Here is a 24,483-nt window from a genome sequence, read left to right as displayed (position 1 = left end):
CGCTATGCGGCCGAGGTCGTGGCGAACCGGCTCTTCGAAGTTAGGCGGGGTCTAGCGATGCTCCAGCTGGTCCGGTTCCCATCGACAAGACCCCGAAGGGATTCTTGCCCCATTCCTTGATTGGATGTGGCAGTGGCGCCCATTCAGGGAGCCAGTCGTCACCGATCTGTCCGGTCAGGGCGCTGTGGAACCAGTCGGAGAAGTCCAGGTCGTAGTCGCGCCACTCGAACCAGTTGCGCAGGGAGACCGAGACGATCCAGTGGCCGGTCGGCTGCTGCTTGAGGCAAAGCATGTCGCCCTCGAGTGTCGAGCCCCACAGCAGTAGCCCGTTGGGGACGGGTAGGAGCGGGACGCCTCTCCGGTCGCCTGACCAGTCACTGAGTCCTGGGCCGGAGTGTTCGCCGGCGAAGCCGAGCGTCCGCGGGCCGTAGATCCAGATGAAGTCGGAGATCTTCGAGTCGCCGTAGGCACACATGATCTCCAGGAAGTCCTCCGGGAGGTTCACTCCCCACAGCATGCCCAGGGACTGCAGGATCGCCGTATCCACGGGGCGCAGCGGTCCACCGAGGACGTGTGCGAAGTCCTCCAAAGCTCTCACGCTCTCACCGCCTTCGTCTAACTCAGCACCTTGACGCCGTAGGGACACCCGTGGCCCTCTGTGATCCTTCGTGTTGTCGAGACATGAAGATCACACCAGAGAGCCACGGGCGTGCCCAACGATACGACCTTGCTGCTCGGATTGGACGGGGTGGAGGTGGAGTCGGTGACCATGCAGGCCGACGGCTGCCCACTGGTCCTTCTGACCACCGCCGATGAGTGTGCCCGCTGCTGTCCGGAATGCGGGATGCAGGCCAAGAGAGTCAAGGAGTGGACCACGACGCGACCCCGTGACCTGCCGGTGGGCGGACGGCGCTGTGACCTGCGATGGCGTAAGCGACGCTGGCGCCGCGACCAGGTGGACTGTGCGCGCCAGTCGTTCACCGAGTCGTTACCGGCCATCCCCGCGCGAGCGCGACTGACGGTTCGGCTGCGCGAGTCCGCAGGCGCAGCGGTCGGGGATCGGGGACGAACTGTCGTGCAGTCGGCGCGGGACCACAGCATGGCCTGGCCGATCGTGATGGCGGCCGTCCGGGTCCACGCCGCGCGGGTCATCCCGGCGTCCACGCCTGCGGTGTCGATCCTGGGCATCGACGAGATCCGCCGCGGCAAGGCCAAGTGGCGGTTCGACGAGCAGACACAGTCGTTCGTCACGATGGCTGATCGCTGGCATGTGGGGATGGTGGACCTCTCTGGCGGAGCAGGACTGCTCGGCCAGGTCGAGGGCCGCAACGCGGCCGTGGTCACCGACTGGCTGAACGAGCGCGGGGATGCCTGGAAGACCGGCGTGGCGTTCGTCGCGATCGACATGTGCACCGTGTTCAAGTCCGCGATCCGCACCGCACTACCGCACGCGACGATCGTCGTGGACCACTTCCACGTGGTGCAGCTGGCCAACGCCGCGCTCACCGAGGTCCGCCGCCGGGTCATTGTCCAGCACCGCGGGCACCGGGGCCGCAAGGGCAACCGGGAATGGGAGCTGAGGAACCGGCTGACCCGCTCGGCGGCCCGGATGCACGCCGACCACCTGGACCCGATGGTCGAGGACCTCAACGCCTTGCCACCCAGGATCGGCAAGCCGATCCTGGACGCCTGGAACGCCAAAGAAGACCTTCTGGACCTCCTTGCCCTGGCCGGCACCCATCCGAGCCGAGGCCAGGTCTACCGCCTGCTGACCAGGTTCTACGAGTCCTGCGCGGCGTCCGGGCTTCCCGAGTTCGAACGCCTGGCCACCACGATCAGCACCTGGTGGCACGAGATTCTCGCCTTCATCATCACCGGCATCACCAACGCCGGGTCCGAGGGCACCAACCGTGATCAAGACCATCGCCCGAGACGCCTACGGCTTTCGGAACCCGGAGAACCAGCGACTACGCACTCGCTGTGGCACCACCCGACGCGCCCGCGGACACCTCAACCCCGCCTAACTTCGAAGAGCCGGCGAACCACGCCAGCTCGCCGGTGTCGCGTTCGTGACGGCCGGGCGGGCAGCCAGCCAGCCAGGCAGGCAGCGTTCAGCAGCCCAAGGCCCGCGAACCTCAGTCCGAAGGCGCCGGGCTAGGCGCCCCCGACTTCGCCCCCGACGACGGCGCGCCCGGCGCCGAGCTGCCGCCTGCCGGGGCGGAGCCGCTCGGCGAGCCCGGTGCTCCTGACGAGGGTGCGCCGCTGGACGATGGTCCGCTCGGCGTGCCGGTGCCGCCGGTGCTGCCGCTCGGCGGCGAGGTCGGGGCGTTCGGGGTGGTGTGCTTGTACAGGGCCTCGGCGATCTTCAGGGTGAAGGCCTTCGCGTCGTCGCCCTTGACCAGCGCCTCTTGGGTGGTGATCAGGTATGTGCGGTTGCCGTCGTACATCACCAGGACGGCGTCCTTGCCGGTTTCGGTGACGTAGGTTGCCGGGTGGCCGGCTACGGAGATCGGGGCGTACTGGTCGCCTTGTCCGGCGAAGGTGCCGACGGTGCTGGCGCCGTGGCTTTGGGCGGTTGCGGCGTCGGCGTAGATCGCCAGTTGGATCTCCACCTGGTCGCCGGTGACTTTGCCGGTGGCGTCCTGGACGACGCCGTATTGGCAGCGGACGCGGCCGAGTTGCTTGGCTGCGGTGGGCTGGAAGGCTGTGAAGAAGTCGCCGCCGTTGAGGGGGTTGCCCAGGGCCAGCTGCATGTCGGCGTCGGTGACCAGGCCGCTGCAGTTCTTCGGTAGTTGGGTCGCGGCCAGTGTGGGGCCCGCCGCCGGGTCGAAGGTGGGCTGCGGGGTCGGTGTGCTGGATGTCTGCGCGCCGGGGAAGGAGCCGGTGGCGGTGGTGCTCGAGGAGCCCTTGTGCACCGAACCGCTGCCGCCGCACGCGGTCAGCGCCAGGGCCGCCGCGCAGGCGATGCCGAGGGCGGCGGCGCCTGTGCCGGATATGCGTGTCAGGGGCCGGCGGGCCGCAGCCGGGGCCGGGGTCGTAAGGGTCCGCATGCTTGGCAACCTATCGAATCGGTGTGGCGGGCGAGAAGGTTTCGGATCACTCCGCGACCCTCACCCCGAGGTGACCGACGGGGACATCCCGTTGGCGGCGAGCAGGCGCGGTGCGCCGCTGCCATCAGCGGGCACAGCGTACAGGTCGCTGCCGGGGTCGTCGTCGTGCGGGACGGCGTACATGACCGTGCTGTTGGTCAGCCACGCGGCCTGGTCGTCGACGCTGCGGGTCTCGGCCAGCGGCGTCTCCTGCATGGTGGCCAGGTTCAGCACCGTGAAGCGCCACGGGTGCCGGATGTCGTCGGACACGCGCTTCTTGAACACCAGGCGCGTCCCGTCCGGGGACAGCGAGGGGCACTCCACGTTCTCGCGCAACGCGGTCAGCTTGTGCGCTGCGAAGTCGCCCTTCATCAGCCACGTCTTACCGTTGCTGCCCATAGTCGCGTAGAACGTATTGTCGTCCGCGGTAAAGGTGACGCCCCAGAAGTTGATGTCGACGGCCTTATAGACGCTGCCGTCCACGTAGGCGTTGAAGTTCTCCAGAGAGTCGACGTACTGCCCGGTCCTAAGGTCCAGGATCGAGGCACGGGTCGATGCGCCGGGCGTCGTATAAGAGTCGCCGTACACGAAGGTCGTCCACGCCGCCATCCGGCCGTCCGCGGACAGTCGCGCACGGTTCGGCGTACCGGCGATGGCCACCTTCTTGAGCTGCTTAAAGGAACTGTCGTAGACCTCCGCATAGGCCTGGCTCATGAGGCTTCCCTCGGATTGCAGGCAGAGGAGTACGCCAGAGGCCGTGTAGGACCGTTCGCACGGAATGGTGGAAACCGTAGGGACCGCGTTCGACGCAGCACCGACGGGAGACTCCACCAGCTTGCCGAAGTCCGGGCCCTGCACCATCGACCGGTACGTCAACTCCCCCGCGGCGACCGTGAAGCCTCCTCTCACGCCGGCACGCTTAGTGGAACGCCCCAGGAAGGCCGTCAGTCCGGCCGCGACAGCGATCACGACCAATACGGCGATCGACGAGATCAGGATCTTGGCCCGGTTGTCGCGAGGTGCCTCAGAACCGCCGAGTTGGCCGGAAGTGGTCTCCTGTTCCGTCTCCTGTTCCACATCCTCTAAGTCAGCCATCGGCATGTTCCTTCCACGGCGACACCAGCAGCGTCGACACGGTGATCGCCACAGCCATGGCCCCGGAGAACCAGAGCATGACCGTCTTGGGATCGGTGTGCGACCACGCCGCCCCGAACGCGACGGACGACGCGAACCCGGCGACGGCACCGATCGACTGCATCACCGCGAGCCCGGAGGTACGCAGCGCGGCCGGGATGCGCGGGCCGCAATAGGCCATGAGAACGCCGTCACTGGCCGCGTAGGCGAGGCCTGGGAGAAGGAGTGCGGCAACCAGCAGGACGGCGTCAGGAGCGTTCGTGGCGAGGAGCGCATAGGCGATGACAAGAAGCAGGTGCCCGATGACGAACACCTTCCAGCGCCCCACCCGGTCGGCCAGACGACCCACCGGGATGGCCGTCACGACGAACATCCCCATGGTGCCGGTGGCGAGCAACGCGTACTCGGAAGCGGTGAGCTGCATTCTGTGCGCGAGCGTCAGGTACACGAAGGTGTCGCTCACCCAGGCGAGCGCCAGAAGCCCCACCGCGATACCCGTAAGGATGAACCACTTCTGTCGCAACAGCCCGAAGGCCGCACGCAGAGACGCCTCAGAACGCTCCTGCAGTTCCTTCTTGTGGTCCGTCACGTAAAGGCAGAACACCACCAGGCCGATGGCCGCAACGCAGAAGGCGATGATGAACAGCGCGTCGAACGCTTTGCGTTCCGTCCCGAACTTCGCCGTCCACAGCAGAACGAACGACGCGATGAGCGGTCCGGTAGCCGCGCCGATGTTGTCGAGCATGCGGTGCACACCGAACGAGCGCCCCAGGATCTGCGGCGGAGACGACAGCGAGATCAGCGCATCGCGCGGGGCGGAGCGCATCCCCTTACCGAAGCGGTCCGCGCTAAGGAGTCCGCTCAGGCCGCCGAAAGAGGGCCCGACGATGGGGAACCCCAGTTTGGTCACCGCGGAGGCGCCGTACCCGATGCCGGCCAGAAGCTTGCGGCGCTGCCATCGGTCCGACAGATACGCGGCCGGAATCGCCAGCAGCGCGGGGATGCCGTTGTAGAGCCCGTCCAGGAACCCGATCGCCGTCGGCGTCTCGTGGAGCACGTTGAGCAAGTAGTAGCCGACCACCGCGACCAGCATCTCCGAGGAGACGTCCGTCAGGAGGCTCACCGTGCCGAGCATCTTGACGTTGAAAGGGACCCGCTCCCGCGTGCTCCTGGTTTCCTGGATGCGCTTGGCGGTTCTCGATCCCGTCAAATACACGTCGAAACAATAGCGAAAGCCCCGTCCGCTTTGAGCGGACGGGGCCTTTCAGCTACGAACTGTTACGCGGTGCGAGCCTCAGCTCTGGCCGCCCGACAGCTTCTCGCGCAGCGCCGCCAGGGCCTCGTCGGAGGCCAGAGCGCCGCCGGCGCTCTCCTCGGCCGCACCCGAGGAGTACGACGAGGGGGCACCCTCGGCGTTCTCCTGGACACCGGCCTCGGCGTCGGCCTTGCGGGCCTCGGCGATCTGCTTCTGGTGCGACTCGTAGCGGGCGTGGGCCTCGGCGTACTGGCCCTCCCACACCTCGCGCTGGGCGTCGTAGCCCTCGAGCCACTCGCCCGTCTCCGGGTCGAAGCCCTCGGGGTAGATGTAGTTGCCCTGGTCGTCGTAGGTGGCGGCCATGCCGTACAGCGCCGGGTCGAACTGGTCGGTCTCGATGTCGCCGGTCAGGCCCTCGTTGGCCTGCTTCAGGGACAGCGAGATGCGACGGCGATCCAGGTCGATGTCGATGACCTTGACGAAGATCTCGTCGCCGACGTTGACGACCTGCTCCGGGACCTCCACGTGGCGCTCGGCCAGCTCGGAGATGTGGACCAGGCCCTCGATGCCCTCGTCCACCCGGACGAACGCGCCGAACGGCACCAGCTTGGTGACCTTGCCCGGCACGACCTGGCCGATGGCGTGGGTGCGGGCGAAGGTCTGCCACGGGTCCTCCATGGTCGCCTTCAGGGACAGCGAGACGCGCTCGCGGTCCATGTCGACGTCCAGGACCTCGACCGTGACCTCCTGGCCGACCTCGACGACCTCGGAGGGGTGGTCGATGTGCTTCCAGGACAGCTCCGAGACGTGCACCAGGCCGTCCACGCCGCCCAGGTCGACGAAGGCGCCGAAGTTCACGATCGACGACACGACGCCGGAGCGGACCTGGCCCTTCTGCAGGGTGGTGAGGAAGTTCTGGCGGACCTCGGACTGGGTCTGCTCGAGCCAGGCGCGGCGGGACAGGACCACGTTGTTGCGGTTCTTGTCCAGCTCGATGATCTTGGCCTCGAGCTCCTTGCCGACGTACGGCTGCAGGTCGCGCACGCGGCGCATCTCGACCAGGGAGGCCGGCAGGAAGCCGCGCAGACCGATGTCCAGGATCAGGCCGCCCTTGACGACCTCGATGACGGTACCGGTGACGATGCCGTCCTTCTCCTTGATCTCCTCGATCGTGCCCCAGGCGCGCTCGTACTGAGCCCGCTTCTTGGACAGGATGAGACGGCCTTCCTTGTCCTCCTTCTGGAGGACCAGGGCCTCGATGTGGTCGCCCACGGCGACGACCTCGTTGGGGTCGACGTCGTGCTTGATCGAGAGCTCCCGCGACGGGATCACGCCCTCGGTCTTGTAACCGATGTCGAGCAGGACTTCGTCCCGGTCGACCTTGACGATGACACCCTCGACGATGTCGCCGTCGTTGAAGTACTTGATGGTCTGGTCGATCGCGGCGAGGAATTCCTCCGCCGAACCGATGTCGTTGATGGCGACCTGAGGCGTTCGGGCGGTCTCGGTGCTGCTCGTCATGGGGAAGGGGGCTCCGGATACGGACACATTGTGGGCGACGGCCTCCACCGGTCGGGGATGCCGACGCTGGGATAGGTCCATCACCAGTCAAGAGCCGAACGGTCGACGAGGATCGGGTGTCCAACGAAGAAGATTCAGAACCTGCCCGCAGCGCATCGCCCAGAATACGGGTCGTACGCACGCGTGGTCAATCCGATACCCGTCTCCACCGGGGACGCGGACACGGCCCACGGCGCGACCGGGCACAGCGGGCGGGCGCCCGGCTAACATCTCCACCTGCGTGATCGTCTTGCGACCCGCTGGTGAAAGGAAGCCCGCACTGTGACCGATGTGACGGAAGAGTCGCCGGAATTCCCCGGTGACCCCGGAATCGAAGATAACGATACGGTCCGCGTGGCCCGCCGTCACCTGTCAGATTCCGCCACGATCCGGGCGAACCGGGGCTGGTGGGACGCCAACGCCGACGATTACCAGGCCGAACACGGTGCGTTCCTGGGCGACGACCGCTTCATCTGGTGCCCGGAGGGCCTGGACGAGGCGGACGCGCGGCTGCTGGGGGCCGATCTGGCGGGAAAGCGCGTCCTGGAGGTCGGGGCCGGGGCGGCGCAGTGCTCGCGGTGGCTGGCGGCGCAGGGGGCTTACGCGGTGGCTTCCGATCTTTCGTTCGGGCAGCTGGCGCATGCGTTGCGGATCGATGCGGGGACGGCTTTGGCGGCGGCGGGGATCGGGGTTGCGGGGGCGGCCTCGGCGGGGGCCGACTCGGCGAGGGCAGAAGCGGCGGGCGTGGCGGGGGCGGCCGGCGGCGAGGCGGACCTCGGGGCCGGAACTGAGGCCGACGCCGGGGCCGGAGCTGAGGCGGCCGCCGGGGCTGCCGGGGCCGGGGCGGACGCCGTGGTGGGCGTGCCGCTGGTCCAGGCGGACGCGACGCGCCTGCCGTTCGCGGACGAGGCGTTCGACATCGTGTGCGCGGCCTACGGCGCGGTCCCGTTCGTGGCGGACTCGGCGGCGGTGATGCGCGAGGCGGCGCGGGTGTTGAAGCCGGGCGGACGGTGGGTGTTCTCGGTGTCGCACCCGATCCGGTGGTCGTTCCCGGACGACCCGACCGAAGCCGGGCTGACGGCGCGCGACTCGTACTTCGACCGGCGACCGTATGTGGAGTTCGACGATCGCGGACTGGCGACGTACGCGGAGCACCACCGGACGATGGGCGACCGGGTGCGGGAGATCGCGGCGGCGGGGCTGCGGCTGGTGGACGTGGTGGAGCCGGAGTGGCCGGCCGGGCTGACCGAGGTGTGGGGCGGGTGGTCGCCGCTGCGGGGGCGGATCATTCCGGGGACTGCGGTGTTCGTGACGGTGAAGGAGTAGGCGGGACGCACGCGAAGGGGGTAGCCAGGGGTGGCGCAATGCCCTCCTCCGGCGTGGCGCCGTCGTGGCGCCTCCCCCGGTGGCGACAGTGCTCCCGTGGTTGGCGTGGGTGGCGATCGGTCCGGGCGGCGGCTCTTCGGGGTGCGGCGCACTGTCGGGCTGGTGCGCGCCTGTCGGGCTGAACAGGTGGATCCGGCGTCCTTCTACGAGCCCTTGGCGGCCGACTCCGTGGCGCTGGTCGGCCGGCACGTGCCGGTGCGCGGGCTCCGCGTGCTGGACGTCGGCGGCGGCCCGGGCTTCTTCGCGGCGGCGTTCGGGGCTGCGGGGGCGCGGTACCTGTCGGTGGATCTGCGGCCGATCGGCGATGTCTGCGGCGACGCACAGGCGCTGCCGATGCGGGACGAATCAGTAGACGTGTGCTTCTCCTCCAATGTCCTCGAACACGTCGCGGACCCGCGCCGCATGCTGTCGGAGATGCTGCGCGTGACGCGCCCCGGCGGCCTCGTCTTCCTGTGCTTCACCAACTGGCTCGGACCGCTCGGCGGCCACGAGACCTCCCCCTGGCACTACCTCGGCGGCGAGTGGGCGGCGCGACGCTACGAACGACGGCGCGGCACTCCCCCGACCAACCGCTACGGCGTCTCGCTCTTCCCGCTCTCGGTCGGCAGGGTCCTGCGGTGGGTGCGGGACGCGGAGCGGGACGGCGTCGCCGACCGCCTCGCCGTCTTCCCGCGCTACCACCCCGCCTGGGCTCACCCGATCGTGGCAGTACCGGGCGTCCGCGAGTTCCTGACCGCCAACTGCGCCATCGCGCTGCGCGTGCGCTCCCAGTCGAACTCGGCGGCCCACGCCATGCACGCCGTGCTCACCTCGGAAGCGCGCGCCGGGTCGGCGTCGAGCTCCTTCAGAACCCCGGAGACCGTGTCGGCCAGGGTCGCCCCGGGCGCGACGAGCCAGCCGGTGGTGCCGTCGCGGATGGCGTCGCGCAGGCCGTCGACGTCGTAGGCGACGGTCGGCACGCCCAGCGCCGCCGCCTCCAGCACCGACAGGCCCCAGCCCTCGCCCTGGGACGCGGACAGGTGCAGCCGGGCGCTGCGCAGGAGGCGGTTCTTGGCCTCGTCGGGGAGGTGGCCGTGGATGTGGACGTGGTCAGTGTGTCGTATGCGTGACACTGTGTCTCGAATCTGCTGCTCGTCCGGGCCACGACCGACGATGTGGACCTTGATGCCGGGCCATGTCTCGGCGAGGTCGTCGGCGAGCTGGGCCACCCGCTCCAGGCGCTTGTGCCGTACCAGGCGGCCGACGGCCACCAACTGAGGCGCCGCACCGCTTTCAGCCTCTGGAGCTACGACTAGTCGTAGTACCGGTTCGAGAACCGCATCCCCGGTAACGGCGACTCCGTTGTGAACCAGTTCAATCGGCCCGGTCCAGCGCAACCGGGTCCGCATCGCGGCGATGGTGGACTCTGATACCGCCACCGCCGGACAGCGCCGGTAGACCCGCCGTGCCGCCGGGCCCTCCAGCCACCGCCCGAGGGCGGCCATCGGACGGCTGAAGTGCGTGGCGAACTGCTCGTCATGGACGTGGTGGACGACGATCGCGACACCGGTGCGCCGGCGTGACAGCACCAGCGGGGAGAAGAACGGGATGCCGTTCTGGCAGTCGATCACGAAGTCGGGCGCGTGTCCGGACAGTCGAGCCCTGATCAGGTGTGCGAGAACGCCGGGATACACGGACCACGGGCCGCCGCATCGCAGCCAGCTGATGCCGTCGCGGGTCTCGCGGCGTGGTTGGCCCGGTTCGCGCGAGGTGAGGAAGTCGACGGTGTGGCCGCGTGCCACGAATCCGCGGGCGATCTCGTGGGCGAAGGCCTCTGCTCCGCCGGCGGTCTGCTGCCAGGGGTCGCGCCAGTTGAGGATGGCTAAGTGCACTGCGATACAACGAGGGACAGCGCGGCGCGACACGCGAGGCGGGGCTTTTCGGGCGGATCTTCGATCGTACGGGGCGACGGGAGCGGTTCCGGTGTTCCCCGCGAGTGGCGCGCCGTCGGCAGGCTTTCGGGACCGAAGTTCACTCAGACGGGGGTTACCCGGCTGTCCTTCAGGTACCCCGACGTCTAGCGTGACCGCTCAAGAGACACGCGCGGCACCGCACCGGAGGGACTCTCGATGCTCCGCAGGGCCAAGAACGAGCGGGCCAGGAACGAGCGGGCCGGGGACGGTGCGCGGCGCGGGAGCGGACGGACCGCGTCGGCCGGGCTGGTGGTGGCGGTCGGGACCGGGCTCGGGAACGTGCTGGCGTACGGGTTCAACCTGGTGCTCTCGCGAGGGCTCGGGCCCGGCGGGTACGCGGAGTTGGGGACGCTGCTGTCGGTGTTCCTGATCGGGACGGTGCCGGGGCTGGCGGTGCAGGCGATCAACGCGCGGCGGCTGGCGGTGGTCGCGGAGGCTTCGCCGGCGGCGCGGGCCGCGTTGGTGCGCGGGCTGCGACGGCGGGGGTTGGCGGTCGGGGGCGCGGTGGCGGCGGTGTTCGTGGCGCTGGCGCCGGCGATCGCGGCGTTGCTGCCGTCGGTGACGGTGGGGGGCGTGGCGTGGACGGGGGTGTCGCTGGCGGCGAACACGGTGTTCGCGTCGTACTTGGGGATCGCGCAGGGGACGTCGCGGTTCATGACGATGACGGTGCTGTATTTGGCCGCGCAGGGGGCGCGGTTGACGATCGGGGTGGTGGCGGCTTCGGCGCAGGTGTCGCCGACGACGGTGATGGCGGCGCAGACGGCGGGTTGGGCGTTCGCGGCGGTGGCGGGGCGGTGGTTGCTGCGGGACGTTGTGGAGGCGGGCGCGGGAGCCGGGGCTGGGGCTGGGACGGGAACTGGGGCAGGCGCTGGCGCCGAGGCTGGGACGGGAACAGGCGCTCGCGCCGAAGCGAGCATGGCGGCAGCGGCCGGAGGCGCGCGGTCGACGTCGGCTGCGGTACCGGAATCGGCATCGGCTGCGGCTGCGGCTGCGGCTGCGGTACCGACATCGGCATCGGCATCGGCATCGGTTGCGGTACCCGCATCGGCGTCGGCATGGCAGGACGCAGACCCGCGCACCGCCACCCACCACGGCTACGTCAGCGAAGTACTGCGCGCGACCGGCGGCCTGGGCGGCATCCTGCTGCTGACGGTCCTCGACACCCTGCTGGCCAGCCGCTACCTGGTCGACGGGGACCTCGGTCGCTACAACACCGGCGCGTTGTTGGCGCGTGCGGCGTTCTTCGCGCCGAGCTTCGTGGCGTTGCTGGCGTACCCGCGGTTGGCGCGCCCCACGGAACGGCGGCGGGCGCTGCTGACGGCGCTGGCGCTGACCGGCGGGATCGGGGTGCTGGGGGTGGCGATCGCGGGTGCGGGCGGCGACCCGCTGATCCGGGTGGCGTTCGGGGCGAAGTACGCCACGCCCGGCGGCTTCGACCTCGGGGCCGACGGCTGGGTTTTCGCCAGCGTCGGGGCGTTGCTGGCGCTGGTTAACCTGGCGCTGCTTGACGGTGTGGCGCGCCGTTCGCACGCGGTGTCGGCGGTGGTGCTCGGCGGGATCGTGCTGGAGACGACGGTGATCGTCGGCTTCGCGCACGGCTCGGCGGCGGCGATCGTGACGGCCGCCGCGGCCTGCTCGCTCGTGACCGCCACGGTGTCGGTGGCGGTCTGTCTGACGGCGCGCGCGGCGGTCGAGGCCGTGGCGGCGACAGCGGCGGCGGAGGTCGAGGACGAGGACGCGCAGGCGGTCGGGGCTGTGGCGCAGAGTACGTAGAGCCTGAGCCCTCAGCCCTCAGCCCTCAGCCCTCAGCCCTCAGCCGTCGACCCTCAACCATCAGCGCCTAGTGCGCCGCATCCGCCCAGTTCGCGGCGACCCCGACCGACACGTCCAGCGGCACCCGCAGCTCCGCCGCGGCCGCCATCTCGCGCCGCACCAGCGCCTCGACCTGCTCCCGCTCGCCGGCGGCGATCTCCAGCACCAGTTCGTCGTGCACCTGGAGCAGCATCCGGGACTGGAGCTCCTCCTTCACCAGCGCGTCGCGCACGCGGATCATCGCGACCTTGATGATGTCCGCGGCCGAGCCCTGGATCGGGGCGTTCAGGGCCATCCGCTCGGCCATCTCGCGGCGTTGGCGGTTGTCGCTGGCCAGGTCCGGGAGGTAGCGGCGGCGGCCGAACATGGTCTCGGTGTAGCCGGTGGCGCGGGCCTGGACCACGATTTCGTGCAGGTAGTCGCGGACGCCGCCGAAGCGCTGGAAGTAGTCCTCCATCATCTTCGCCGCTTCGCCGGTCTCGATGCCCAGCTGCTGCGAGAGGCCGAACGCCGACAGGCCGTAGGCCAGGCCGTAGCTCATGGCCTTGATGCGGCGGCGGTGCTCGGGGTCGACGGCGGTGGCGTCCACCTCGAACACCTTCGAGGCGACCGTGTTGTGCAGGTCCTCGCCGGAGGTGAAGGCGTCGATCAGGCCCTGGTCCTCGGACAGGTGCGCCATGATGCGCATCTCGATCTGGCTGTAGTCCGCGGTCATCAGGGACTCGTAGCCGGGCCCGGCGATGAAGGCCTTGCGGATCTGCTGCCCCTCCAGGGTGCGGATGGGGATGTTCTGCAGGTTCGGGTCCACCGAGGACAGCCGGCCGGTGGCGGCGATCATCTGGTTGTAGGTGGTGTGGATGCGGGTGTCCGCCGACACCGACTTCGACAGCCCCTCGACCACGGTCTTCAGCCGGTTCACCTCGCGCCAGCGCAGCAGGTGGTCCAGGAACGGGTGCTGGGTCTGGGCCTGGAGCCAGGCCAGGGCGTCGGCGTCGGTGGTGTAGCCGGTCTTGATCTTCTTGGTCTTGGGCATGCCCAGGGTCTCGAAGATGACTTCCTGCAGCTGCTTGGGCGAGCCCAGGTTCAGGGTCTCGACGCCCGCCTCGGCGCGGGCCGCGTCGACCTCCTTGGACGCCTCGCTGGAGAAGCCCTTCTCCAGCTCCTGGAACAGCCGGTCGTCGATGGCGATGCCGACCTGCTCCATCGCCGCCAGCACGCCGACCAGCGGCAGCTCGATGTCGGTCAGCAGCTGCTCGGCGCCGGTGTCGGCGAGCTTCTCGCGCAGCGCGTCGGCCAGGTCCAGGACCGCGTGCGCGGCGGCCATCTGGCGCTCGGCCTCGGCGTCCTCGTCGGCGAACAGCGTGCCCTGGTTGGTGTCGGCGTCGGCCGGCGACAGGCGGCGGCCCAGCACCTCCTCGGCCAGCGGCTCCAGCTCGAAGGAGCGGCGGCCGGACTGGGCCAGGTAGGCCTCCAGCGCGGTGTCGGCGACCACGCCGTCCAGGGTGAGGCCGCGCGCGGCCAGGGCCAGGATCGGGCCCTTGGCGTCGTGCAGCACCTTCGGGCGCGCCGGGTCGGCCAGCCAGGCCGCCAGCGCGGTCTCGTCGGCCGGGTCCAGCTGGGTGACGTCGATGTAGGCGGCGGTGCCGTCGGCGCTGGCGAAAGCCAGGCCGCTGACGTCCCCGGTCCCGCGGCCCCAGGTGCCGTTCACCGCCACGCCGGTCGCGGCCTCGCCGGTGGCGTTCGCGGCCAGCCAGTCGGACAGCTGCCCGACCTCCAGCACCTGCCCCTGGAGCGCCACGGCCTCGCCGACGGCGGTCTCGTCGGCGCCGGAGGCCAGCAGCGGTGCCACGCGGTCGCGCATCGACCGGGAGAACTCCAGTGTGTCGAACAGCTGGTACACCGACTCCGGGTCGCCCTCGGAGGTCCACGCCAGGTCCGCGGGGCCGGCCTGGAGCGGCACGTCCTTGATCAGCTCGGTCAGCTCGCGGTTGAGCCGCACCTGCTCCAGGTGCGCCCGCAGCGTCTCGCCGGCCTTGCCCTTCACCTCGTCGGCGCGCGCCACCAGCTCGGTCAGCGAGCCGAACTCGCGGATCCACTTCGCGGCGGTCTTCTCGCCGACGCCGGGGATGTTCGGCAGGTTGTCCGAGGGGTCGCCGCGCAGCGCGGCGAAGTCGGGGTACTGCTGCGGGGTCAGCTCGTACTTCTCCTCCACCGCCGCCGGGGTGAAGCGGGACAGGTCCGAGACGCCGCGCTTGGGGTACAGGACGGTGACGTCGTCGTTCACCAGCTGGAGCGAGTCGCGGTCGCCGGTGAGGATGCGGACCTCGTAGCCGTCGGAGGCGGCCTGGGTGGTGAGGGTGGCGATGACGTCGTCCGCCTCGAAGCCCTCCTTGCGGATCACCGTGATGCCCAGGCCCGCGAGCAGCTCGTCGATCAGGCCGATCTGGCTCTTGAAGTCGTCCGGCGAGGCCGAGCGGTTGGCCTTGTACTCGGGGAACTTCTCGGTGCGGAAGGTCTGGCGCGAGACGTCGAAGGCCACCGCGACGTGCGTCGGCTGCTCGTCGCGCAGCGTGTTGATCAGCATCGACGTGAACCCCTGCACCGCGCCGGTGGGCTGGCCCGTGGTGGTGCGCAGGTCGGCCTCCTTCAGCGCGTAGTACGCCCGGTACGCCAGGGAATGGCCGTCCAGCAGGAGCAGGACGGGGCGGCTTGCGGTGGACTCGGGGGTCTTCTTGGCGGGGCTCACGGTATGGATCCTATTGCGCGGTACCGACAGGCCGGGGCAACTCGGCGGTGGTTAGGCTGACTGCAACACGTTGCAGTTAATGTGGTGTAGTTTTCCGCGGCCATTCCGCGCCCCGCCCACCGAAAGAGGCTCCGCAATGTCGATAGACCAGAACAACCAGGTGTCCGAGGCCGAACAGATCGCCGCGATGTTCAACGAGATCGGCGCCGGCCACCTGACCGAGCGCATGGACATCGTCATCACCTCCGCGACCAAGGAGGAGATCGTCGCGACGATGCCGGTCGCCGGCAACACCCAGGTCTACGGCCTGCTGCACGGCGGCGCCTCGGTGGTGCTGGCCGAGACCCTGGGCTCGCTGATGGCCGCGCTGCACGCCGGCGCGGACAAGCAGGTGGTCGGCGTGGACATCAACGCCACGCACCACCGCTCGGCCAAGGAGGGCCGGGTCACCGGGACCTGCCGGGTGCTGCACGCCGGGCGCACCCTGGTGGTCAGCGAGATCGTCGTCACCGACGAGGCCGGGCGCCGGGTCTGCACCAGCAGGATCACGTGCCTGGTCAAGGAATGACGCGTCCTTGATCCCCTGGCGCACCGTCCGCCACGGATCGACAATGCCCCCATGGGAGCAGGATGGGGGGACTTCGGCGGCGACGGCTCCGAGGCCGACCAGGCCGGGGATCCGGACCCCGGCGAGCTCGAGATCGTCGTCGAGCTCGTCGACGACGATCCGCTGCCGGGCGAGGGGCCGAACTCGGCCCGCAGCGAGCGCGAGACCATCGACGGCAGCACCTACCCGGGCTTGCACTTCGGCCGGCTCCCCCGCGCGGTCCGGATCGCCGGCGTGCTCGCCGCGGTCGCCGCGCTGACCTTCGCCGCGTGGCCAACGCCGGGCGGACGGGAGGCGACGCCGCAGCCGATCCCGACGCCGTCGCAGGTGAACGTCGACCTGTACAAGGTCCGGCTCGGCTCCACCACGCTCCAGACCGCGGACGGCGCCGACCACGCGGTGCTGGGCTTGGAGCTGACCAACAACGCCACGGCGCCGCTGGAGGTGGTCAGCGCCGAGATCTGGGACGCGGTGGGGACGCGGATCGGGTCGGCGTCGGTGTGGCCGGCGGAGGGCATGAGCGCGGGGAGCACGGTGTCGGTGCCGGTAACGCTTCCGTACGCGTGTGACGACTTCACGTATCTTCCGGTGCTGCCGTTGACGATCCGGTACAGCGTGAGCACGCCGCAGAATCCGGACGCGGGGCACGACTACGCCTATCCGCTGACCGGCGCGTTGTGGGACACGTACACGCGGCAGCGGGCCACGCAGTGTGCCAGGCCGGACCGGCAGATCACGGCCACGGCGATCGACACGACGCAGCCGATCGGCGCGCCGAGTGATCCGCAGGGGTTCGACTTGTCGTTCACGATCGAGGCGACGGGGACGACGGAGTGGATCGTCGACAAGGTGGCTTCCATAGGGTCCGATGTGGTCGTCACCGGGGACGCGCTGCCGGTGGTGGTGGCGGCCGGGCAGAGCGCGCGGGTGAGTACGCACTGGCATCTGGACGACTGCGCGCGGATGCCGCAGGGGAACGAGAGCATGACCGGGGTGGAGTTCACGGCGCATTTGCAGAATCCGGCTCCGGGGCACGGGACGTCGACGCAGCAGGTGTTCTTCGCGCAGCTGCGGCCGGGGTTGGTGACGGAGATGCTCCAGGTGGCTTGCGGGGGTTGAGGTCGGGTTCCGGCCTGCGGAAGGTGGGGTTCGCAGTGCTATGCAAGGCTACGCAGCAGGGCTATACAACGACCGAGCCTCGGCGTATCCAAGTAGCGTGACGTTTCGCCCCGCCCGCCGCGACAGCGCTGTCGCCCTCGCCGGTGTGTTGGCCGGCGCCGCCGTTGCCACCGCGATCGCCGTCGCGGCCTGGCCCGCCGCGGCCGACGCCGGCTCGGCCCAGACCGCCCAGGGATCCTCGAAGGCCGCGGCCGCCTCCGCCACGGGACCGACGCTCGCGCCGGATCCGGTGAACGAGACGCTGCGGCCGAAGGAGGTCGTGCTGCCGTCGGAGGAGGCGTACACCAGCGGCAAGATCGTGCTGGTCCCGCTGCGGATGACCTGCGGCCTGTCGACGATCATCGGCACGCACGGCGAGGAGCAGGCGAACGGCCAGTACTGCCTGATCCGGGTCGCGCTGACCGACGACGACACCTTCACGCACACCTTCGACGTCCGCAAGACCGCGCTGACCACGACCGCCGGCGCGTCGATCCCGGTCTCGTACGAGGCGCAGGAGGTGGAGCGGCAGCCGCTGCAGATCGCGGAGGTCGGCCGCAGCGACCGGTACGAGTTCGACATCTACTACGACGTGCCGCGCGACGCGACGGTGAACGGGTTCACGTTCAACGACGGGGAAGGCGGGGCGACGGTGCGGGCGCCGCTGCCGGTGCGGAGTTGGCCGTTTTCGTGAGGGTGCGACGCGCCGCGAAACGTGCCTGTTCTCGTGAGAGGCGGTCCGTAAGGTCTGCGCCATGAGTGACATCTCCGAGGCGGTACTGGATTGGGCACTGGATCAGCTGACGGCACCGGGCCGGCCGCGCCCGACGCCGGCCGGCGCCACCGGGCTGCGTGAGGGCTCGAACCCGTGGCTGCTGCGTCTGGACGACGGCCGCTCCGCGGTACTCCGGGTGGGCGACCCGGATGACGAGGAGCAGCGCGAGAGGTTCGCGGTCGAGGCGCGGTCACTGCGGATCGCCGGGGCACATGGCGTGCCCAGCCCGCGGCTCATCGCGCACGACGCGACCGGCGCGCAGGCCGGGGCGCTGGCGCTGCTGAGCACGGTCATCGAGGGCAGCAGCCGGATCCCGGTGGAGCCGGTGTCGGAACAGCTGCACGAGTACGGAAGGGCCACCGCCGCGTTGCGTCGCGTGCCTGTCGCGGCGCTCGACGGGATGGCGCGCAAGGTGCGTCCCATCCAGGGGGTGGACTTCGCGGGTGCGCGCCGACGTCAGGGCACGAACAGTCTGCTGACGGCTGCCGAGGAGGCGATCGCGGCGCGTCCTGTTCCCGATGGGGAGCCGGGGCTGGTCCACGGGGATCTGTGGCTGGGCAACACTCTGTGGGTGGGCGCGAAGCTGACCGGGTTCGTGGACTGGGACTGCGCCGGGATCGGCGAGCCGGGCCTGGACGTCGCCTCGATCCGGCTGGACGCGGCACTGATGTTCGGCGACGGGCACGAGAAGGCGGTACTGGCCGGGTACCTGGCAGCCGGCGGACGCGAGCGGGCGAAGGACCTGGCGTACTGGGACGTCGTCGCCTCGTTGAGCACGCCGCCACGGATGACAGAGTTCGTATCCACCATCCAGGATCAGGGGCGGCCCGATCTCGACCGGTCGACGCTTCAGCGGCGGCGTGACGCGTTTCTGCGGGCGGCTTTGGAGCGTTTGGGCTAGCGCGGCTGGAGGTACAGCCGGGGGCACGGCCGGAGGTAAACAGAGGCCGTGATCCCCTTGCCGGTGAAAGCGTTGGGGATCACGGCCGCTGATCTCAGTGCTCGAACTTCTCTCAGCTCGGACTACTCCGCGGTCTCGCCGAGGTAGGCCTCGCGGACGCGCGGGTCGTCCAGCAGTTCCGCGGCGGGGGCGCTCATGCGGACCTCGCCGGTTTCCAGGACGTAGCCTCGGTTGGCGAGCTTGAGGGCCTGGGCCGCGTTCTGTTCGACCAGGAGGATGGTGGTGCCCAGGGCGTTGATGCGCTCGATGATCTCGAAGATCTGGGCCACGATCAGTGGCGCCAGGCCCATCGAGGGTTCGTCGAGGAGCAGCAGGGTGGGCTGGCCCATCATGGCCCGGCCGATGGCGAGCATCTGCTGCTCGCCGCCGGACAGGTTGCCGCCGAGCTGGGTGCGGCGTTCGTGCAGCCGCGGGAAGAGCTCGAAGACCTGGTCCAGGTCCTTCTGGGACACCGCCTTGAAGCGGTAGGCACCCATCTGGAGGTTCTCCAGGACGGTCATCCGCGGGAAGATGCGGCGGCCTTCCGGGGAGTGGCCGATGCCCAGTTGGACGATCTTGTGCGCCGGGATGCCCGACAGGGGCTCGCCGGCGTACAGGACCTGGCCGGAGCGCGGCTGGAGGAGCCCTGAGACGGTGCGCAGGGTCGTGGTCTTGCCGGCTCCGTTGGCGCCGAGCAGGGCCACGATCTCGCCCTGGTGGACCTCCAGGTCGATGCCCTTCAGGGCCACGATGCCGCCGTACGCCACCTCGACCGAGCGGAGCTCCAGGAGCGCCGCGTCGGTGCGGTGGTTCTCGGTGCGCGGGGCGGGGATGGTCGTCGCCTGGTCGCTCACGCGGACCCCTCCTCGTTGGTGTCGCGGGCCGGGGATCCGGCGGCCGGGGACTCTTCAGCGGAAGATTCCTCGGCCTGGGATTCCTGGGCCTCGGCCTGGGACTCGGCCTCGGACGCCTCGGACGCCACGGCCTGACCGGCTTCGGCGGACGCCGGGGACTCGGCTGCGGCCGCGCTCTCGGACTCCGCTTCAGCCTGGAGTTCGGTCTCGGTGTCGGCCTCGGACTCGGCGTCGGTCTCAGGCTCGGTCGAGGCCTCAGGCTCGGTCGACGTCTCAGGCTCGGCGTCAGCCGCAGACTCGGTCGAGGCCTCAGGCTCAGCCTCGGACTCGGACTCGGTGTGAGCCTCGGACTCGGACTCGGCGGCAGCCGCAACCCCTGCGCTTCCAGGCAGCGCCTCAGCGGCGGGCCCGGCAGCACCGGGAAGCGCGTCAACGGCAGGCCCGGCAGCACCGGGAAGCGCGTCAACGGCAGGCCCGGCAGCACCGGGCGGCGCGTCGGCAGCAGCCTCAGCAGCAGCCTCAGCCACCGCCTCCTCCGCCGCGTCGCTCCCCAGGTAAGCCTCGATCACCGCAGGGTTCTGCTGCACCTCGGAAGGCAGCCCGGAGGCGATCACCTTGCCGAAGTTCAGCACCGTGATCCGGTGCGCCACCGACATCACCAGCCGCATGTCGTGCTCGATCAGCAGGATGCTGATGCCGAGTTCGACGTTGATGCGGGTGATCAGCTGCGCCAGCCCCAGCTTCTCCGAGGGGTTGGTGCCGGCCGCCGGCTCGTCCAGCAGCAGCACCTTCGGGTCGCTGGCCAGCGCCCGGGCGATCTCCAGGCGCCGCTGGTCGCCGTAGGACAGCGAGCCGGCGATCTCGCTCTCCTTGCCGCGCAGGCCCACGAACTCCAGCATCTCTCGCGAGTGCTGGCGCGCGGCCCGCTCGTTGCGGCGGTTGCGGGGCAGGCCCAGCATCACGCCGATGGGGCCGGAGGAGCTGCGCGTCTCGGCCGCGATCTGCACGTTCTCCAGCACCGTCAGCGCGTTGAACAGCCGGATGTTCTGGAACGTGCGCGAGATGCCCACGCGGTTCACCAGGTGCGGCTTGCGGTTCGTGCGGCGGCGGGTCAGGGAGTTGGTGCGCACCAGCGGCACCTCCGAGCCGACGCCGGCCGGCACGAACTCGATCACGCCCTGCTGCGGCAGGTAGACCCCGGTCAGGCTGTTGAACAGCGAGGTCTTCCCGGCGCCGTTGGGCCCGATCACCGCCAGGATCTCCCCGCGGTGCAGCGTCAGGCCGACGCCGTCCAGGCTGGTCAGACCGCCGAACCGGAGGGTCACGCCCTCGGCGCGCAGGACCGGCTCGCCGACCGCCGTGCCCTGCGCGGCGGTCTCAGTGCTCGTGCTCACGGGGCCACTCCTTCCGCCGGCTCGGTCATCGCGTCCGCGTCGCCGACGCCGTGCTCGGCCTGCGCCAGCTCCTGGGCCCGGCGTTTGGACGGGATCAGGCCCTGGGGCCGGAAGATCATCATGGTCAGCAGGACCGCGCCCACCCACATCGGGATGTCCTTGGGGTCGACCACCGGATGACCGCCGTTGAACCACGAGGGCGGACCCTGCAGGAAGTACGGCAGGAAGGTCATCAGCGAGGCTCCGACGATGACACCGGTCAACGAGCCCATTCCGCCGAAGATGACGTACGCCAGCACGAAGATGGACAACGGTAGTGGGAAGTTGTCCGGTGTGATCGCGGTGATCTTCGCTGTCGACAACACGCCGGCGAATCCGGAGGTGGAGGCGCCGATCGCGAAGGCCATCAGCTTGTACTTCACGGTCGGCACGCCCGAGGCGGCCGCGGCCACCTCGTCCTCGCGGATCGCCGTCCAGGTCCGGCCGACCTTGGAGTGCTCCAGCCTGCGGAAGGCGAAGACCACGACGATGATCAGCCCGATCGCCAGATACCAGTACGGTTTGGAATCGTTGGTGTTCCAGTCGTAGTGGATGCCGAACAGGTTGAACCGGAACGTCGAGATCCCGGTCGCGCCCAGGGCGCCGCCGGTGATGTTCTTCGGGTTGTTCCGGGCGATGTTCAGCACGATCTCGTGGAAGCCCAGCGTCACGATCGCCAGGTAGTCGCCCCGCAGCCGCAGCGTGGGGGCACCCAGGATGAGGCCGGCGGCCATGGTCAGCAGGACCGCGATCGGGAACGCGAAGAACAGGTTCAGGTGGATCGGCGGGTGCGCCTCGGGGTTGCCGTCGGCGCCGATCGGGAGCTTGCCGGACAAGATGGCGGTGGTGTACGCGCCGATCGCGAAGAACGCGATGTAGCCCAGGTCCAGCAGGCCGGCCCAGCCGACCACCACGTTCAGCCCGACCGCGGCCAGCACGTACACGCCGACCTGGTCGGACAGCACCGACTGGAAGTACGGCAGGGTGAACAGGCCCACGTTCGGCAGCAGGATCGCCACGACGACGAGCGCCAGGATCCCGCCGCGCTTGGTCCACTGGTTCTTCAGCGCCGGGGCGTTCTTCACCTGGCGCACCGGCGCCACCGCCTGCGCGGCGATGCGGCCCAGTCCGCGGATCCGCCACAGTTCGGCGATCAGCCAGACCACGATCGCGCCGACGAGGTACTCGGCGCCGCGTGTGGAGAACCAGCTGTCCTTGACGACCAGGGTGTAGTTGCTGGAAGAGCCCTGCGTCTGGTTCGTCAGGATGCTGAGCACCATGAACAGCGCGATGATGCCGAACAGTCGCGCGAACAGCGGGTTGCGCCACCACGTCTCGTGGCTGCGCAGCTGTCGGACTTGCGCCGACAGCTCAGAGATCGAGGCCGTCACGCCGCCCTCCCCGTCCGCTCGCCCAGGATGCCGGTCGGGCGGATCAGCAGGACCCCGACCAGGACCACGAAGGAGACCACGTCGACCCACTCCAGAGAGAAGATGCCCTGGCTGAAGCTCTCCACGATGCCCAGCAGCAGGCCGCCGAGCATGGCGCCGCGGACGTTGCCGATGCCGCCGAGGACCGCGGCGGTGAACGCCTTGATGCCCGGGACGAAGCCCATCGTGTAGGTCACCGCGTGGAACATCGCGTACAGCACGCCGCCGACGCCGGCCAGCAGACCGCCGATGATGAAGGTCCGGGAGATCACCTTGGACACGTCCACACCCATGAGCTGCGCGGTCTCGGCGTCCTGAGCCACGGCGCGGATGCCGGCGCCCAGCTTGGTCCGGGAGATCAGCAGGTCCAGCAGGATCATCATGACCAGCGCGGTGGCGATGATCAGCACGTCCAGGGTCTTGACCGTGCGCGGGCCCACGGCCCCGGCGCCGGGCAGGACGAAAACCTTTCCGGAGTGGAAGGACTCCGGGACCTGCAGGTTGTTGCGGCCGAACAGCTTGCCGGCCAGGTTGTACAGGAAGATCGAGGCGCCGATCGCGGTGATCAGGTACACCAGCTTGGGCGAGTGGCGTTTTCTCAGTGGCCTATAGGCCACACGCTCCAGCGAGAACGCGATGGCCGCGCCCACCGCGGCGCCGGCCACCAGGGCCAGGGCGGTGTACTCGAAGGCCTCGAACCCGCTGGGGATCTTGCCGCCGGTGCCGACCAGCGCGGTGAGCATGAACACGCCGCCCAGGGCGCCGGACATGAACACCTCGCTGTGAGCGAAGTTGATCAGCTGGAGCACGCCGTAGACCATGGTGTAGCCGATGGCGATCAGGGCGTAGAGGGAGCCGAGCCTGATCCCTTGGAACAGTAGCTCCCAAAAGTGTTGGGTGATGTACATAAAGGGCTTCCTGTGCAGGAGGCGTCAGGGTTGCGGGGGTGGCCCGATGCCACACGAAAGCCGTGGCCCGCTGTGGAACCAAGCGGGCCACGGCTCGCGGGAGGGTCTCGTCTTTGCGACGCTGTCGGGCCTGGCTGACCCGGGCGCCTGGAAACAGGAACCGTGCCGGTGCCCGTCATCCGAGAACGCCGGGCACCGGCCCTGCCTCAGGTCAGCTGCCGATACCCGGCATCTTGGAGATGTCGCCGATCAGCGTGATCACGCCGTTCTCGATCTTGTAGGCGTAGATCGAGGTTCCGGAGATGTCACCGGTGGGGGTGAACTTGATCTCCTTGGACAGACCCTGGTAGTCCACCGTGGCCACGCCCGCGGCCACCGCGGCCCGGGTCGGGCTGGCGGTGTTCAGGCTCTTCAGAACACTGATGATGACGTTCGCCGCGTCGTAGCCCTCGATCGAGTACGTACCGGGGGCGGCGTTGGACAGCGCCTTGTACGCGGTCACGAACGCGGCGTACTTCGGGTTGCTGCCGGCGTCCAGGCAGGGGCAGGTGAACTGCCAGCCCTCGGCCGCGTCCTGCCCGGCGGTGGTGATGAAGTTCGGGTCCTTCGACCCGTCGCCGGAGAGCATGGTGCCGGTGTAGCCGGCGGCCTTCAGCGCCTTGGCGAACACGCCGCCGTCAGCGTAGTAGCCCGCGTAGTACATGGCCTTGGAGCCCGAGGAGGCGACCTTGGAAGCCAGCTGCGAGTAGTCCTGCGTGCCCTGCGGCGCGCTGTCGGTCTCGACCGTCGCGCCGTCCTTGTGCAGCTCGGCGACGATGGCGGTGGACAGGCCCTGGCCGTACTGGGTCTTGTCGTCGACCACGTAGACGTTGGAGGCCTTGAGCACCTTGACCATGTAGTCGGCGGCTGCCGGGCCCTGCACGCTGTCGTTGGCCACGACGCGGTAGAAGGTCTTGTAGCCGGAGGTGGTCAGGGACGGACGGGTCGCCGAGGGGCTGACGGCCACGAGGTTGGCGCTGGAGTACAGCGCGCCGGCGGCCGCGGTGGGACCGGAGAAGGCCGGGCCGACGACGCCGACCACCTTCGGGTCCTGGATCAGCAGCTGCGCGGCGGTCGCGCCCTTGGACTGGTCGCCCTGGTCGTCGGAGTCCTTGACGGTCAGGTTGAACGGCAGGTCGCCCTTGGCGTTCTCCTGCTGCACGGCGAGCTTGACGCCCCAGTCGATGTTCAGGCCCAGGGCCTGGTTCTGGCCCGACAGCGGGCCCTGCACGCCGATCTCCAGCGTGGGCTTGCCATTATTCGCGGCCGACGTGGAGCTTCCGCTCCCGGTCGTGCTCGACGAGGAGCTGCCTCCGGACTTCGTCGAGCTTCCCGCACAAGCCGAAAGCGCGAGCACGCCCGCCACGATGACAGCGCCAGCCCGCATTCGGTTGATGGTCCGCAC

General features: G+C 69.6%; 19 protein-coding genes and 1 pseudogene. 8 read left to right on the top strand and 12 right to left on the bottom strand.

Going from position 1 to position 24,483, the window contains the following annotated elements:
• Nucleotides 1-40: 40 nt before the first annotated feature.
• Nucleotides 41-598: a hypothetical protein gene (locus tag ABH920_RS33575; RefSeq protein ID WP_370353257.1), complete on the bottom strand. Its 558-nt coding sequence runs from the start codon at nucleotides 596-598 to the stop codon at nucleotides 41-43.
• 171 nt (nucleotides 599-769) lie between these two features.
• Here ABH920_RS33575 and ABH920_RS33570 point away from each other — a divergent pair, with 171 nt between their 5' ends.
• On the top strand, nucleotides 770-2,158 hold the full coding sequence (locus ABH920_RS33570) for an ISL3 family transposase (RefSeq protein ID WP_370353281.1): 1,389 nt from the start codon (nucleotides 770-772) through the stop codon (nucleotides 2,156-2,158).
• Here ABH920_RS33570 and ABH920_RS33565 read toward each other — a convergent pair.
• The 4 genes from ABH920_RS33565 to rpsA all read right to left on the bottom strand — a co-directional run bounded on the left by ABH920_RS33565 (nucleotide 2,136) and on the right by rpsA (nucleotide 6,999).
• Nucleotides 2,136-3,050: a hypothetical protein gene (locus ABH920_RS33565; protein ID WP_370353256.1), complete on the bottom strand. Its 915-nt coding sequence runs from the start codon at nucleotides 3,048-3,050 to the stop codon at nucleotides 2,136-2,138. The two genes, ABH920_RS33570 and ABH920_RS33565, sit on opposite strands and share 23 nt — an antisense overlap.
• Nucleotides 3,051-3,110: 60 nt before the next feature.
• Nucleotides 3,111-4,184, bottom strand: coding sequence for a TolB family protein (locus tag ABH920_RS33560; protein ID WP_370353255.1), 1,074 nt, complete (start codon nucleotides 4,182-4,184; stop codon nucleotides 3,111-3,113).
• Nucleotides 4,177-5,358 carry an MFS transporter gene (locus ABH920_RS33555; protein ID WP_370353254.1) on the bottom strand — a complete coding sequence of 394 codons (1,182 nt, stop codon included), beginning with the start codon at nucleotides 5,356-5,358 and terminating at the stop codon, nucleotides 4,177-4,179. Before ABH920_RS33555 ends, ABH920_RS33560 begins: the two co-directional genes overlap by 8 nt.
• A gap of 159 nt (nucleotides 5,359-5,517) precedes the next feature.
• Nucleotides 5,518-6,999, bottom strand: coding sequence for a 30S ribosomal protein S1 (gene rpsA / locus ABH920_RS33550; protein ID WP_370353253.1), 1,482 nt, complete (start codon nucleotides 6,997-6,999; stop codon nucleotides 5,518-5,520).
• A gap of 393 nt (nucleotides 7,000-7,392) precedes the next feature.
• On the opposite strand from rpsA, the gene ABH920_RS33545 reads away from it, so the two are divergent.
• Together ABH920_RS33545 and ABH920_RS33540 are read left to right on the top strand one after the other, a co-directional pair.
• Entirely contained in the window at nucleotides 7,393-8,364 is a 972-nt protein-coding gene (locus ABH920_RS33545; protein WP_370353252.1) for a class I SAM-dependent methyltransferase, read from the top strand.
• A gap of 30 nt (nucleotides 8,365-8,394) precedes the next feature.
• Nucleotides 8,395-8,880: pseudogene (locus ABH920_RS33540) on the top strand (class I SAM-dependent methyltransferase); the annotation flags it as partial.
• A gap of 236 nt (nucleotides 8,881-9,116) precedes the next feature.
• Here ABH920_RS33540 and ABH920_RS33535 read toward each other — a convergent pair.
• Nucleotides 9,117-10,295 (bottom strand): glycosyltransferase family 4 protein, encoded by a 1,179-nt coding sequence (locus tag ABH920_RS33535; RefSeq protein WP_370353251.1) that lies wholly within the window; start codon nucleotides 10,293-10,295, stop codon nucleotides 9,117-9,119.
• 237 nt (nucleotides 10,296-10,532) lie between these two features.
• Here ABH920_RS33535 and ABH920_RS33530 point away from each other — a divergent pair, with 237 nt between their 5' ends.
• On the top strand, nucleotides 10,533-12,149 hold the full coding sequence (locus ABH920_RS33530) for a hypothetical protein (protein ID WP_370353250.1): 1,617 nt from the start codon (nucleotides 10,533-10,535) through the stop codon (nucleotides 12,147-12,149).
• 67 nt (nucleotides 12,150-12,216) lie between these two features.
• On the opposite strand, the gene polA is transcribed toward ABH920_RS33530, so the two are convergent.
• Nucleotides 12,217-14,934 carry a DNA polymerase I gene (gene polA, locus ABH920_RS33525; RefSeq protein ID WP_370353249.1) on the bottom strand — a complete coding sequence of 906 codons (2,718 nt, stop codon included), beginning with the start codon at nucleotides 14,932-14,934 and terminating at the stop codon, nucleotides 12,217-12,219.
• Between the two features lie 136 nt (nucleotides 14,935-15,070).
• Here polA and ABH920_RS33520 point away from each other — a divergent pair, with 136 nt between their 5' ends.
• From ABH920_RS33520 to ABH920_RS33505, 4 genes are all read left to right on the top strand, one after another.
• On the top strand, nucleotides 15,071-15,502 hold the full coding sequence (locus ABH920_RS33520; RefSeq protein ID WP_370353248.1) for a hotdog fold thioesterase: 432 nt from the start codon (nucleotides 15,071-15,073) through the stop codon (nucleotides 15,500-15,502).
• Between the two features lie 51 nt (nucleotides 15,503-15,553).
• Nucleotides 15,554-16,660, top strand: a complete 1,107-nt coding sequence (locus ABH920_RS33515) for a hypothetical protein (RefSeq protein ID WP_370353247.1) — start codon at nucleotides 15,554-15,556, stop codon at nucleotides 16,658-16,660.
• A gap of 97 nt (nucleotides 16,661-16,757) precedes the next feature.
• Nucleotides 16,758-17,393, top strand: a complete 636-nt coding sequence (locus ABH920_RS33510) for a hypothetical protein (protein WP_370353246.1) — start codon at nucleotides 16,758-16,760, stop codon at nucleotides 17,391-17,393.
• 61 nt (nucleotides 17,394-17,454) lie between these two features.
• Nucleotides 17,455-18,375 (top strand): phosphotransferase family protein, encoded by a 921-nt coding sequence (locus ABH920_RS33505; RefSeq protein WP_370353245.1) that lies wholly within the window; start codon nucleotides 17,455-17,457, stop codon nucleotides 18,373-18,375.
• Between the two features lie 122 nt (nucleotides 18,376-18,497).
• On the opposite strand, the gene ABH920_RS33500 is transcribed toward ABH920_RS33505, so the two are convergent.
• The 5 genes from ABH920_RS33500 to ABH920_RS33480 all read right to left on the bottom strand — a co-directional run bounded on the left by ABH920_RS33500 (nucleotide 18,498) and on the right by ABH920_RS33480 (nucleotide 24,465).
• Nucleotides 18,498-19,268, bottom strand: coding sequence for an ABC transporter ATP-binding protein (locus tag ABH920_RS33500; RefSeq protein WP_370353244.1), 771 nt, complete (start codon nucleotides 19,266-19,268; stop codon nucleotides 18,498-18,500).
• Complete coding sequence (locus tag ABH920_RS33495) at nucleotides 19,265-20,662, bottom strand: ATP-binding cassette domain-containing protein (RefSeq protein ID WP_370353243.1); 1,398 nt, start codon at nucleotides 20,660-20,662, stop codon at nucleotides 19,265-19,267. The genes ABH920_RS33500 and ABH920_RS33495 overlap by 4 nt, the downstream gene beginning before the upstream one ends.
• A complete protein-coding gene (locus ABH920_RS33490) occupies nucleotides 20,659-22,092 on the bottom strand; it encodes a branched-chain amino acid ABC transporter permease (RefSeq protein ID WP_370353242.1) in 1,434 nt (477 codons plus the stop codon). Before ABH920_RS33490 ends, ABH920_RS33495 begins: the two co-directional genes overlap by 4 nt.
• Nucleotides 22,089-23,039, bottom strand: a complete 951-nt coding sequence (locus tag ABH920_RS33485) for a branched-chain amino acid ABC transporter permease (protein ID WP_370353241.1) — start codon at nucleotides 23,037-23,039, stop codon at nucleotides 22,089-22,091. Before ABH920_RS33485 ends, ABH920_RS33490 begins: the two co-directional genes overlap by 4 nt.
• Nucleotides 23,040-23,250: 211 nt before the next feature.
• Nucleotides 23,251-24,465: a branched-chain amino acid ABC transporter substrate-binding protein gene (locus tag ABH920_RS33480; RefSeq protein WP_370353240.1), complete on the bottom strand. Its 1,215-nt coding sequence runs from the start codon at nucleotides 24,463-24,465 to the stop codon at nucleotides 23,251-23,253.
• Between the last annotated feature and the right edge of the window lie 18 nt (nucleotides 24,466-24,483).

Origin of the sequence: Catenulispora sp. EB89 (genome assembly GCF_041261445.1) — a bacterium.
Lineage (GTDB): Bacteria > Actinomycetota > Actinomycetes > Streptomycetales > Catenulisporaceae > Catenulispora.
Note: the sequence above shows the minus strand (reverse complement) of the source record. Positions and strands in the feature narration are given on the sequence as shown.